General features: G+C 47.7%; 17 protein-coding genes and 1 pseudogene. 9 read left to right on the top strand and 9 right to left on the bottom strand.

The features are described from left to right. Positions 1-26 precede the first annotated feature (26 nt). Positions 27-311 (bottom strand): co-chaperone GroES, encoded by a 285-nt coding sequence (gene groES, locus B3M90_RS13035; RefSeq protein WP_023469587.1) that lies wholly within the window; start codon positions 309-311, stop codon positions 27-29. Positions 312-532: 221 nt separating this feature from the next. On the opposite strand from groES, the gene B3M90_RS13040 reads away from it, so the two are divergent. Further along, the gene (locus B3M90_RS13040; protein WP_133207865.1) at positions 533-1,225 is read left to right on the top strand and encodes a CPBP family intramembrane glutamic endopeptidase; all 693 of its coding nucleotides are present in this window, start codon (positions 533-535) and stop codon (positions 1,223-1,225) included. A gap of 42 nt (positions 1,226-1,267) precedes the next feature. Next, positions 1,268-1,480, top strand: coding sequence for a DUF4305 domain-containing protein (locus B3M90_RS13045; protein ID WP_290784400.1), 213 nt, complete (start codon positions 1,268-1,270; stop codon positions 1,478-1,480). A 42-nt stretch (positions 1,481-1,522) separates the two neighbouring features. Here the strand turns inward: B3M90_RS13045 and B3M90_RS13050 are convergent, their stop codons facing one another. The 4 genes from B3M90_RS13050 to B3M90_RS13065 all read right to left on the bottom strand — a co-directional run bounded on the left by B3M90_RS13050 (position 1,523) and on the right by B3M90_RS13065 (position 4,841). Beyond that, entirely contained in the window at positions 1,523-1,819 is a 297-nt protein-coding gene (locus B3M90_RS13050) for a DUF2089 family protein (RefSeq protein ID WP_214852030.1), read from the bottom strand. A gap of 18 nt (positions 1,820-1,837) precedes the next feature. After that, complete coding sequence (locus B3M90_RS13055) at positions 1,838-2,125, bottom strand: hypothetical protein (RefSeq protein WP_214852028.1); 288 nt, start codon at positions 2,123-2,125, stop codon at positions 1,838-1,840. A 181-nt stretch (positions 2,126-2,306) separates the two neighbouring features. Further along, positions 2,307-3,602, bottom strand: coding sequence for a cation:dicarboxylate symporter family transporter (locus B3M90_RS13060; RefSeq protein ID WP_214852026.1), 1,296 nt, complete (start codon positions 3,600-3,602; stop codon positions 2,307-2,309). 180 nt (positions 3,603-3,782) lie between these two features. After that, positions 3,783-4,841, bottom strand: a complete 1,059-nt coding sequence (locus B3M90_RS13065; RefSeq protein ID WP_023469593.1) for an NAD(P)/FAD-dependent oxidoreductase — start codon at positions 4,839-4,841, stop codon at positions 3,783-3,785. A 183-nt stretch (positions 4,842-5,024) separates the two neighbouring features. Here B3M90_RS13065 and B3M90_RS13070 point away from each other — a divergent pair, with 183 nt between their 5' ends. The 7 genes and pseudogenes from B3M90_RS13070 to B3M90_RS13100 form a co-directional block, all read left to right on the top strand. Further along, the gene (locus B3M90_RS13070; protein ID WP_214852023.1) at positions 5,025-5,816 is read left to right on the top strand and encodes an ABC transporter ATP-binding protein; all 792 of its coding nucleotides are present in this window, start codon (positions 5,025-5,027) and stop codon (positions 5,814-5,816) included. A gap of 3 nt (positions 5,817-5,819) precedes the next feature. Further along, entirely contained in the window at positions 5,820-6,731 is a 912-nt protein-coding gene (locus tag B3M90_RS13075) for an iron-hydroxamate ABC transporter substrate-binding protein (protein WP_035410799.1), read from the top strand. 78 nt (positions 6,732-6,809) lie between these two features. Continuing rightward, a complete protein-coding gene (locus B3M90_RS13080) occupies positions 6,810-7,811 on the top strand; it encodes a FecCD family ABC transporter permease (RefSeq protein WP_290756297.1) in 1,002 nt (333 codons plus the stop codon). Continuing rightward, entirely contained in the window at positions 7,811-8,815 is a 1,005-nt protein-coding gene (locus tag B3M90_RS13085) for a FecCD family ABC transporter permease (RefSeq protein ID WP_290756854.1), read from the top strand. The genes B3M90_RS13080 and B3M90_RS13085 overlap by 1 nt, the downstream gene beginning before the upstream one ends. A gap of 79 nt (positions 8,816-8,894) precedes the next feature. Next, on the top strand, positions 8,895-9,197 hold the full coding sequence (locus tag B3M90_RS13090; protein WP_290784403.1) for a transposase: 303 nt from the start codon (positions 8,895-8,897) through the stop codon (positions 9,195-9,197). Positions 9,198-9,298: 101 nt separating this feature from the next. Continuing rightward, positions 9,299-9,571: a helix-turn-helix domain-containing protein gene (locus B3M90_RS13095; protein WP_290784415.1), complete on the top strand. Its 273-nt coding sequence runs from the start codon at positions 9,299-9,301 to the stop codon at positions 9,569-9,571. Positions 9,572-9,776: 205 nt separating this feature from the next. After that, positions 9,777-10,454, top strand: a pseudogene (locus B3M90_RS13100) (IS3 family transposase); the annotation flags it as partial. 74 nt (positions 10,455-10,528) lie between these two features. On the opposite strand, the gene B3M90_RS13105 reads toward B3M90_RS13100, so the two are convergent. The 4 genes from B3M90_RS13105 to B3M90_RS13120 all read right to left on the bottom strand — a co-directional run bounded on the left by B3M90_RS13105 (position 10,529) and on the right by B3M90_RS13120 (position 12,217). After that, on the bottom strand, positions 10,529-10,792 hold the full coding sequence (locus B3M90_RS13105; RefSeq protein WP_290784405.1) for a hypothetical protein: 264 nt from the start codon (positions 10,790-10,792) through the stop codon (positions 10,529-10,531). Between the two features lie 170 nt (positions 10,793-10,962). After that, positions 10,963-11,472, bottom strand: coding sequence for a hypothetical protein (locus B3M90_RS13110; protein WP_214852020.1), 510 nt, complete (start codon positions 11,470-11,472; stop codon positions 10,963-10,965). Between the two features lie 13 nt (positions 11,473-11,485). After that, positions 11,486-11,938 (bottom strand): hypothetical protein, encoded by a 453-nt coding sequence (locus tag B3M90_RS13115; RefSeq protein WP_214852019.1) that lies wholly within the window; start codon positions 11,936-11,938, stop codon positions 11,486-11,488. Positions 11,939-12,058: 120 nt separating this feature from the next. Continuing rightward, positions 12,059-12,217 (bottom strand): hypothetical protein, encoded by a 159-nt coding sequence (locus tag B3M90_RS13120; protein WP_034801002.1) that lies wholly within the window; start codon positions 12,215-12,217, stop codon positions 12,059-12,061. Positions 12,218-12,246: the final 29 nt, after the last annotated feature.

Here is a 12,246-nt window from a genome sequence, read left to right on the forward strand (position 1 = left end):
AATCCCCCTTTAGATGATTAACTGAATTACTCGGCTACTGCCAAAATATCGCTTTCGCGTAAAATTAAGTATTCATTGCCGTCGACTTTGACCTCTGAACCGGCATATTGTGCATAGATGACGTGATCTCCGACACTCACTTCAAGTGGTACACGTACGCCTTGCTCTGTCACACGGCCTGTACCGACAGCGACGACTTTACCCTCTTGTGGTTTTTCTTTCGCTGACCCAGGAAGAACGATTCCTCCGAGTGTTGTTTCTTCTTTTTTAACGACTTCGATCACGATGCGATCACCAAGTGGTTTTAACATGCGAAACATCCTCCTTGAAAATGACTGTTTTTTTAGCACTCACTTTAGTTGAGTGCTAACATATTTTTATCTTATACGCTTTCTCTTCTGAATTCAAGCCTGAACCTTTATCCGTTTTCCCGAAATCGACACCTTTGAATCATCGTCAATCGTGCGCCAAGACCGTTTGTTTGTTACAATCGGGACAGTACCTTCATTACAAAGGAGTTGTGTCCTGTACGATGAAAAATCCAATCAGTCTGCCTTTCGTGATGGCGGAGAAGTGGCAAAAGCGTCACGTCATCCCGATCATCATCTATCTGATCGTCCAATTGGTTCCGGGTTCGTTCCAGTATTTCCTTCCGAAGAACGTCATTGCTGACGTCGCCGGTTGGTGGCTTGCGATCGGCTTCACGGTCGCCGTCATCGTCTCCTACTACTGCCTGCGTCCCGATTGGCAGAAGTGGAAGGCAGAGGGACGTCAAACCGATCCGATGGATACGTTGAAATGGATCGGAATCGGGATCGTGCTCTTGTATGCGCTCTTGATCGGTGTCAACTTGATCGATGCCTGGATGGCAGGCGGGATCGAGAATGTCGCGAAATCGCAAAATACGGATCAAATTATTCAAGCGATTCAAGTCATCCCACTCCTGCAAGTCATGGTCGTCCTGCTCGGACCAATCATGGAAGAGTTCTTGTTCCGGCATATCATGTTCGGCAATCTCTCCTCGAAGCTCGGTTTCTTCTTCAGCTTCATCTTGACGGGTGCCTTGTTCGGACTGATCCACCTAGACAACAAATTTTTGATCTATGTCGCGATGAGTTTTGTCTTCTCGCTCGTCTTCGTCAAGACGCGCCGGATCATTGCTCCGATCGCCATCCATGTCTTTAACAACGGAATCGTCGTACTTGCCATCTACGCGATGTCTTAATTTACGAAAGGTCGTGTTTTCATGCGTCAAAGCTCGAACTTCATGGCATTGTTCTATGCCATCTTTGGTGTTCTTTTCATGTTTCTTGCCTACAACAACTCAGTCGAGGCAGGAACGGTCTTCAACTTCTGGACGATCCTCCTGACCTTGTTCGCCGCAATCGACTTCTATCGTCTTTACCTGATCTTCCGCTTCCGCTCAGCAGCAAAGAAGATGATCAAGAAGGAACAGGATAAAAAGAACGATAAACAATAAAAAAAACGAGATTTCCGTCCGGCGGGAATCTCGTTTTTTGGCTTATTCTTTCGCTTGACCCTTGCGGTAAGAATCGATGATCGTTTTCGCCACATCAAGACTCAACCGTTCATCTAAGACCAGGTTCTTGATCATATTGATGAATTCGACATCTTCCTGTTGCACCGAATCAATCCGCTCAATCAACTGGTTCAACTTCGCCCGGACAGTCGGATAGGATACTTGATAGGCAGCTGCCATATCCTTCAACGAACCGGAGCTCAAGACGAACTTTCGGATGAACTCGAGATGCTCCTGTTCGAGTGCCAGTACCCAAGCGGGCACGTCTTGTCGTTCCATCGTGTTCCCTCACTTCTCTTACAAATCTTGAATCTCCATTCGATCTTTTTCACGCTTCAGTTGCTTACGGCGCGAGTCGACACCCACCTCACCCATTGAAATTATGAGTGATAAACAGGCAAACGTTCCTATCCGAATCACCGATTCTCGATCCGATGAGTGTGGACCTGTTCCGAAATAGACGTAAATTCCGAGACCAATGATGATCACTGGAATGATAAGACTAAAGAGTCTTCCGCGCCTCGCTAAATAAAATTGTACGATACAGACTGCGACAATACCAATGACGATTCCTACTGATTCCATCTCATCGCCTCTCCCTTATGATTATATCAATAATATTAACTTTAAAATTAATAATATTCAACTAAATTTTAACTATAATCGAAAATAAGGTATTTTCTTTAAAAACAATCAACTTTAATCTATTTTCTTGGACGAAAAAAAGAAGGACTGACGATTCAGTCCTTCCCCATACTTACGACAATCACGCACTGCGGATGTCGTCTTTCTTATTTTCTGTCGACATGAACGTCTCGAGTTGGTCTTCGTCCAGGACACCTTCCCACTTCGCGATGACGAGTGAAGCGAGCGTGTTTCCTGTGACGTTGACGACCGAGCGCATCATATCCATGATTCGGTCAATCCCCGCGATGAAGGCAAGTCCTTCTGCCGGGATACCGACCGTACCGAGTGTTGCGAGCAACACGACGAATGAGACGCCAGGAACGGCAGCCATCCCTTTTGATGTCAGCATTAAGACGAAGACAAGCGTCAACTGTGTTCCGATCGAGAGATCAATCCCGTACATTTGTGCGATGAACAAGGCTGCGAGCGCTTGATACAGCGCAGATCCATCAAGGTTAAACGAATAACCCGTCGGTACGACGAAGCTAACAATTGATTTCGGAACACCCATCTTCTCGAGTTTTTCCATGATCCGTGGCAGTACCGTTTCAGACGATGCCGTCGAATACGTCAGCAATAACTCGTCTTTGAAGATACGCGTGAAATCAGAAACGCGAATCCCGACCCATTTCATGATCGCACCGAAGACGATCACCATGAAGAGAAGCGCTGTGACGTATAACGTCGCAATCAGTTTAAACAATGAACCGAGCGATTCAATCCCGAACGTCGAGACCGTGACACCGATCAAGGCGAAGACACCGATCGGCGCGAACTTCATGACGATGTTAACGAGATTGAACATCGCTGCTGCGACGCCTTCAAAGAAACGAACGACCGGTTGGCCCTTCTCTCCTGCAAAACCGACACCGAGTCCGAATAAGACCGAGAAGAAAATGATGGCAAGCATATCACCGCGGACCATCGCGTCCAAGATGTTCGTCGGGACGATGTTGACGATTTTGTCGACGAGTCCTGCATCTTGTGTCGTCTCTTCCGTTTCGACATACGTCGAGATGTCCGTTTTATCAAGTGTCGACATGTTAATACCAGCACCCGGTTCAACGAGATTGGCTGCGAACAGCCCCGTGAAAATCGCGATCATCGTTACGATCGTGAAGTAACCGAGTGTCTTGACGCCGAGACGTCCGAGACTTTTCGGACTACCGACTGATGAGACACCGAGAACGATCGTCGTAAAGACGATCGGAACGACGATCATTTTCATCATCCGGATAAAGATGTCACCGATTGGCTTAAGCCACTCCGCGACATGGGGATTCCCATAAAATACACCACCGACTGTGATCCCGAGAATCAAGCCGATTAAAATTTGCCAGGCAAGGCCAATTGGCTTACGTTTCGTAGTTGTCATACCCTTCCTCCTTATTACATCCGTCTTACTTGTATCCTACATGTAGTGGAACATAAGTAGAATTTTGTCCTAAATACAGTACGTTGTCAAATCGTTCTGTTATAGCACAAAAATGAAATTCATACAAAAAAACGTCCAAAATCCGCTTGTTTCCAAGCATTTTGGACGTTTAAACATTATTCAAGATTGTTGATTGACGCGTTCCTCAATCAACGCACGATTGCGTTTTTTAAAGACTTCGTTATGTGACGAGACCATCGCCACTTTTGGCGCTTCCGGCTCAATGAAGCGTTTTGCCCGGTTGACGGCATTCGCCGCATCTTGAAAGGCACCTGAGATCAAATGGACCTTCCCGTCGTGTGAAAGAATATCTCCGGCAGCATATAGTCCCGGTACACTCGACTCGCTCGCCGCGTTCCCCGCGATATAGAAGTCATCGACCCGTGCGATATCGAGATCACAGGCGTCAAGCAGTGCCGCGTCCTGCTCGTAGCCGTGATTGATGATGACTTCATCAATTGGAATCTCAACGATTTCCTCTGTTTGACAGTCGATCAATTCGACCGATGCGATCCGTTGATGATCAGGACTTGCGATCAGCTTGTGAATCGTCGTATTAAGGAGACAGACAGCAGAACTTTTGACGAGCTGGTCGACTTGCGCCTCGTGCCCCGAGAAACAATCCCGGCGATACGTGACGTAGACTTTTTTTGCGACCGGTTCGAGCTCGTTCGCCCAGTCGATCGCCGAGTTTCCACCACCTGAGACGATGACGGTCTTTCCTTTAAAGCGTTCAATCGATTTGACCGTATAGTTCAAGTTCGACACTTCAAAGCGTTCCGCACCTTCGACTTTTAATTTTTGTGGATTGAGGATGCCGCCGCCTACCGCGACGATGACCGTCTTCGAATAATGGATCCGACCCGATTCTGCTTCTAAGACGAAGTTGCCGAAGACGTCTTTTGCGATCGAGATGATCTTTTCATTCAATTGAACGGTCGGTTGAAATGTCAGTCCTTGTTCGACGAGTTGAGCCATGAGTTTTTCACCAGTGATCGGTGGCTGTCCGCCGACGTCCCAGATCATCTTTTCCGGATAGACGTGCAATTTTCCTCCGAGTTCTGCTTGATACTCGATCAATTTCGTCTTCATGCCCCGAAGACCACTATAGAACGTCGAATATAACCCTGCCGGTCCTCCGCCGATGATCGTTACGTCGAACAACTCCTGTTCCCTCATCTCACTCACTCCTCGTCTTTGATTACGATTGATTATCATTCTCACTCCCTCATGATAACGTGAACATCTCTTGAACACAAGAAAAAATGTTGACAGCGTTTTTATAGGACTGGTATGGTTAATGAGACGATAGTGATAATCATTATCATTGAAACGGAGAGAACAACGAAGGAGTCGTCGCGTATGGTACGTCTAGCAACAGAAGAAATCAATATCGGCTACGGTGATCGTCCCATCGTCAAAGATTTGTCCGTCCAAATTCCCGATCGTCAAATCACAACGATCATTGGGGCGAACGGATGCGGCAAATCAACTTTGCTGAAAGCGATGACACGGATCATTCCCCATCAATCGGGACGTGCGTTGCTCGATGGTCTTGATATCGCGAAGGAAAGCACGAAGCTGCTTGCTCGGAAGATGGCTATCCTGCCACAAACTCCGGAAAGTGCAAGTGGTCTAACGGTCGCAGAGCTCGTCTCATACGGTCGTTTCCCGTACCAAAAAGGATTCGGACGCTTGACGAAACACGATTATGAAATCATCGATTGGGCACTCGAAGCAACGGATACGATGGCGTTCAAACATCGTCCGGTCGATGCGCTGTCCGGTGGTCAACGTCAACGGGTCTGGATTGCGATGGCACTCGCTCAAGAGACGGATATCATCTTTCTCGATGAACCGACGACTTATCTTGATCTCGCCCACCAACTCGAGGTGCTCGAACTGCTCGAATATCTCAACCGGACCGAAGGACGGACGATTGTCATGGTCCTGCATGACTTGAATCAAGCGGCACGCTTCGCCGACTATATCATCGCCATGAAAAACGGCGAAGTCGTCAAAGCCGGAACGTGTGAGGAAGTCATCGCAAAAGATGTCTTACAAGAAGTATTTCATATCGATGCTGAAATCGGACGCGATCCGCGGACGAACAAGCCGATGTGTATCACCTACAACTTAATCAAGGGAGATTAAATCATGAAGAAACTACTTGTACCGGTTCTACTCATTCTCACGCTCGTCATCGCAGCGTGTGGCAATACAGAGAAAAAAGACGACGCAGCATCTGGTTCGAAAAACGAAACGATCACATATAAATCAGAAAATGGAAACATTAAAGTTCCAGCTCATCCAAAACGAGTCGTGGTCCTCGCTGGTTTTGCCGGCAACGTCATGGCACTCGGCGTTCCTGTCGTTGGTGTTGATTCGTGGTCAAAAGCGAATCCGAAGTTCGATAAACTAAAGGATGTCACGGAAGTTTCGGAAGAGAACGTTGAAAAAATCATCGAACTCGATCCTGACTTGATCATCGGCTACTCGACAACGAAAAACCTCGACAAAATCAAAAAAATCGCTCCGACGGTCACGTACACATACGGAAAAGTCGACTACTTGACGCAACATATCGAAATCGGTAAATTGCTCAACAAAGAACAGGAAGCGCGCGATTGGGTCAAAGACTTCAAAACACGTGCCGCTGCTGCCGGTAAAGACATCAAAGCAAAAATCGGTGAAGATGCTACCGTTTCTGTCATCGAAAGTTTCGATAAACAACTCTACGTCTTCGGCAACAACTGGGGTCGTGGAACAGAGATTCTCTATCAAGAAATGAAATTAAAAATGCCGGATAAAGTCACGAAGATGGCATTAAAAGATGGTTACTATGCGTTGTCACCAGAAGTCCTCCCTGAATATGCAGGCGACTACCTCGTCTTCAGCAAGAGCGCAGAAGCGGACAACTCATTCACGAAAACGGATACGTTTAAAAACATTCCAGCCGTCAAAAACGATCATGTCTTCGAAGTCGATTCGAAGGAATTCTACTTCAATGATCCTCTCACACTCGAACGTCAACTCGAGTTCTTCAAGAAAAGTTTCCTTGGTGCATAATAAATAAGGGAGGGAACCTGCGGGAACCCTTCCTTTTTTTGCGGCTCACTCCCTGAATCAGAAATGGAGGCGACATTCATGTCAGCTGGTCGAATTCCGTTCGGCATAAAAATCACACTCGGTCTTGTCCTCTTTTTCGGGATGTTCTGGATCGCGATGACGTTCGGCGCTGCCGATACGACGATCCGCGAAGTCTGGAACGCCTTGACGTTCGGACCGTTGAATGAAAAAGCAAAAATTGTCCAGGAAATCCGTCTTCCACGAGAATTAGCAGCAATCCTAGTCGGAGCAGCACTCGGTGTATCGGGTGCCATCATGCAGGCGATGACACGCAATCCCCTCGCCGATCCTGGTCTACTTGGTCTGACGGCGGGTGCGAACGCAGCACTTGCACTCGTCATCGTCCTGTTCCCGAAAATTGAGTACTTCGGTATCATGATTGCTTGTTTCGTCGGCGCAGCACTTGGGGCAGCACTTGTCTTTGGAATCGGTGCTTCGAAAAAAGGTGGTTTTTCACCACTCCGGATTGTCCTTGCCGGTTCTGCAATCTCAGCCTTTCTGTATGCGATTGCGGAAGGCATCGGCATCTACTTCAAGATCGCTCAAGATGTCTCACAATGGACGTCCGGTGGACTCGTCGGGTCGACATGGGGACAACTGCAAGTCATCACTCCGGTCATCGTGATCGGGATTGTGATTGCCTTCATCTTCTCCCGACAATTGACGATTCTCAGTCTATCGGAAGAAGTCGCGCTCGGACTCGGGCAGAACATCCAGCGGATCAAAGCAGTACTTTATGTTGTCGTCATTCTGCTTGCGGGTGCTGCTGTTGCACTCGTCGGTAACATGGCGTTCATCGGGCTGATGATTCCACATATCGTCCGCGCGATCGTCGGGACGGACTATCGGTTCATCCTGCCGATGACCGCGATCTTTGGTGCGACGTTCATGTTACTTGCCGATACGATCGGTCGGACATTGTATGCTCCCTACGAGACTCCGGTCATCGCGATCGTCTCAATGCTCGGACTACCATTCTTCCTCTTGATCGTTCGGAAAGGAGGGCGTGCTTTCTCATGATGGAATCTCGTTTACGTCGTCGCCAGCAACTGACGTTTTGGACGTTACTGGCACTATTGATCGCAACACTCGTCGTCAGCATCGGTCTCGGACCTGCTTCCCTATCCTATGATCGTTTGTTGCCGACGTTACTTGGAAACGGCTCGTTCAAAGAGGAGTTCGTCCTCTATTCGCTCCGCTTACCACGACTGCTCATCACCGTCATGGCAGGAATGGCACTCGCTTTATCCGGTTCGATCCTCCAAGGGATCACGCGCAATGAACTCGCTGATCCTGGTATCATCGGCATCAATACCGGAGCTGGTGTCGCCGTCGCCTTGTTTTTCCTGTACTTCCCGGTCGATGTCGGATCATTCATTTATCTGTTACCGATCGCTGCCTTTCTCGGTGCACTCGTGACCGCGACGGCGATTTATCTATTCTCATACGACCGTGTGCAAGGACTGCAACCGATTCGCTTGATTTTGACTGGTGTTGGCTTCTCGATGGCGCTCTCCGGAATCATGGTCATCCTGATTTCGTCGACGCGTCGTGAAAAGGTCGACTTCATCGCTAAGTGGCTCGCTGGTAACATCTGGGGGACGGACTGGATCTTCGTCTACTCACTCTTACCGTGGTTACTCGTCTTGATTCCGCTGACGTTCTATAAGGCGAATAAGCTCAATCTGCTTGCCTTGAATGAACCGGTCGCAATCGGCGTCGGTGTCGCGATTGAAAAAGAACGGATCCAACTCTTGTTGACAGCCGTCGCACTCGCCGCTGCTGCCGTCTCCGTCACGGGTGGGATTTCCTTCATCGGTCTGATGGCGCCACATATCGCCCGCGCGCTCGTTGGACCACGGCATCAGTTCTTCTTGCCGATTGCCCTTTTGCTCGGCGGATGGTTGCTTGCGTTCGCTGATACGATCGGACGCAACATTGCGGGACCGGATGGCGTGCCAGCTGGGATCGTCGTCGCCTTGATCGGAGCACCTTATTTTATCTATCTCTTGTTGAAGAAATAATCAAAAATCTGATATGCTCCCCAAAAAGTATACAGTTGAAATAACAAAAACTGTCTACTTTTTGAAGGGAGCTTTTTCTATGACTAAATCTAAGTTTTCGTCAGATGAAAAACTACGAATTATTAAGATGTGTGAAGACCGAATCGACTCGATCAAATCGATTGCCTCGCTCTTCGAGCTTTCAGTCACCACCTTAAATAGATGGAGGACAAAATATCGTACGGGCGGCTCCATGGCACTTCGTAATCGAACAGAGTGGACGCGTTATCCGGAAGAACTGAAGATGAAGGCTATACGTGCAGTACTCGACCAAAAGGAATCGCTTATTAGCGCTACGGCACGGTTTGGTATCTCGGATAGAAGCTACTTGCGAAGTGGATAGAGAGGTATACTAGTCATAGTACTCAAGGGAAACCATTGAAGGAGCGATCCACTATGACTAAAGGTAGAACCACTACATTCGAAGAGCGTTTCCAGGCAGTCATGGACTGTATACAGAACAGAAAAGACTATCAAAGCATCATGAAGACCCATCGGGTCTCGTACCAACAAATTTATAGCTGGGTAAGAAAGTTCGAGAAGGACGGAATCGACGCACTGATGGACCGTCTCGGACGTCAGAAGCCAGTAGAAGAATTGACGGATACAGACCGTTTGGCGTTGGATCTGAAACGACTCGAGAAAGAAAATGAGCGTCTACGCATGGAGAACGATTTCTTAAAAAAGTTAGAGGAGATCGAGAGGAGGTCACGTTAAGTCAAATTCGTCTTCAAGATAAATATGAAGCCATTCAATCATCGGTAGAGCAATTTGGTTACCCGATCATCGCCCTGTGTCACCTCACTGGAGTATCGCGCGCTGCCTACTACAAGTGGTTACGCCGGATTGGTATACCACAGACTCGTGAGACGGAGAACATGAAAATCATCGAAGAGATGAACGAGATCCACCTTACGGTGAACGGAATCTATGGCTACCGACGGATGCATTGAACCTGAAACGTCGTTTCGGAAGAAACGTCAACGCGAAGCGTGTCCGTCGCCTGATGCATGTCGCCGGTATTCATTGCGTCATACGCCGGAAACGTCCTTTGTATATTCGTAATCGCCCTCAACAGACTGCAGAGAACATTCTGAACCGTGATTTCAACGCCGCAGGACCGAACCAAAAATGGGTGACGGATGTCGCGGAACTGAAGTATGGCGCCTCTCAGAAGGCGTATTTGAGCGCCATTCTGGACCTATATGATGGATCCATCCGTGCCTTCGTTCTTGGGCATTCCAATAATAATCAGCTTGTGTTCGATACTCTTGAACACGCCCTACAGGGCGCATCCGGAAGTCGTCCCTTGCTTCATAGTGATCGAGGATTTCAATATACTTCTCATCCGTTTCGTCATATGACACGCGTGGCAGGCATTACACAAAGTATGTCTCGGGTTGGAAGCTGTATTGATAACGGACCGATGGAGTCCTTTTGGGGAGCGTTGAAGTGCGAAAGTTATTATCTACATAAGTTTGCGGAGTTCGACGAACTCCGACTCGCAATCCAGAAATATATTTACTTCTACAATGAAGAACGATATCAACAACGATTAAACGGCTTGGCTCCATTAGAATACAGAGCGCAAGCCGTTTAAAGGATTTTTATTATTTGTCCTGTCTACTTGACAGGGAGCAGTTCACTTTCGCTGATTGATGCGGATTTTTTGCTTTACCGTTTCCACCACGCACGTTCGATTTCCCCCATCGAGACGTAGGCTGGATCGATTTGTTTGGCTAACCGATTCAGTCGAGTGATACCAAGACTAAACCCACCAATCCAAAAGAGGAAGACGACGAATAAATAACCAGGAGCACTTGGAATCGACAGCATGACGACGGCGATCAGCCATGCCACGACATACCCGATGATTGTCAGACGAGCGACCTTTTGAACGGTTTGTTGATACATAGTTGGTGTTAAATATGACTTCATGAGCCGTAGACGGACAATTTCTCGAGAGACTGCTGTCGCGCAAAGACAAAAGAGCATGATCTGAAGAAAGACGGATGTAATTGTCGGCATAAACCAAGCAGGTACCGCAAAAATCAATCCAGGGACCAAAAAGAAATAGGCGACGGAACGCACAGGACGTACCAATAGGTTCAGACGTGCTTGTCGCTCGAATAGGTGTTCCATTGTGATGTTCCTTTCTGTCTGACGAAGCGGGCAACTTCAACGTCACTGATATAATCTGGATCACGCTTTCCATCACGTCGGATGATCCATTCACTGATGAAATAGAGTGGTGTTAAAATCGCAAATATCGCAACAAACATCTGCCAAAATGGTCTATCGATCGTCTGAATGATGACGATCGTCAATACGGCATACAGCAGGACGTGACTGCCGGTACGAAGTAAAAATTGCCGACGAACCTGTGCGTTTGAGAGATAGCCGTCTAAAATTTTTCGTTTTTTTAGTTGGTAGCGAAAATCGGATCCGAGAAAAACGGCTGGAATCGTCAAAATCAAAATCGGGAGATCCGTCCACTCAATCAAAACACCGACTGTTATGAATAGAAACACGTTCCAATACCAGCGTGTGCCGAGCCATTCGACATCCCGATACGCGAGGGCAAGTTTTTGTAGGCGTTCTTCACGAGCCGTTTGCATAGTACCTTCTCCTTTAGCGAGCTTGATGAATTTCTTTTTCCGTCACATATGTTGGATCGATCTTTCGTGAGACGAACTCTAACGTTTTTCGGCAGATCCAGTAGAACGGAATGACGACGATGACGAGACCGATCAAGAAAGATGTATTCGGGCGATCGACTGCCCAAACGATCAGACCAGCGAGTGCTCCGTATTGTAAGATCCCGATCAACACATGCACGTGATAAAGCCGTCTTGCAGAAGTCTCTGATGTATATTCCGCAACAAGCGCGAACCGCTTGCGTTGTACGAACATGTCGTAGCCAAAATACAATAACGGGACGATCATCGCGTAGATTGGTTTCTCGAGTGTGTTACTGAGCGCTAAGAATGCCGCAAGCATGACCCACATGCCGGTCTGTGTCTTTTGGTGCATCTCTTCGTATAACGTCGCTAATGCTTTCGTTTGTGTATGTACGTGTTCCATGATCTCCCACCTCTTTATACTGTCATATACTTACATTTTACTGCATCGGTTTCATATCTAGTATGATTTTTTGAAAAAAAGATGTCTTGTCGCTTCGGACAAGACATCTTTCATTAGAGACTATGCACTGACCTGGATGATCAGATAGATGACACTATAGGCAACGATCGCGAGCGGTATCAATGCGACACCGATCAGCCAGCCGTTTTTGTCACGGATACCGAGATATAAGACGAGACACCCCACGATGAAGGCGATTAATGTCGTAAACGGATTCATGGTTGTTCCCCCTCTAATTGTTTCTGCTC

It is taken from the genome of Exiguobacterium sp. UBA6309 (genome assembly GCF_002439205.1).
Lineage (GTDB): Bacteria > Bacillota > Bacilli > Exiguobacteriales > Exiguobacteriaceae > Exiguobacterium_A.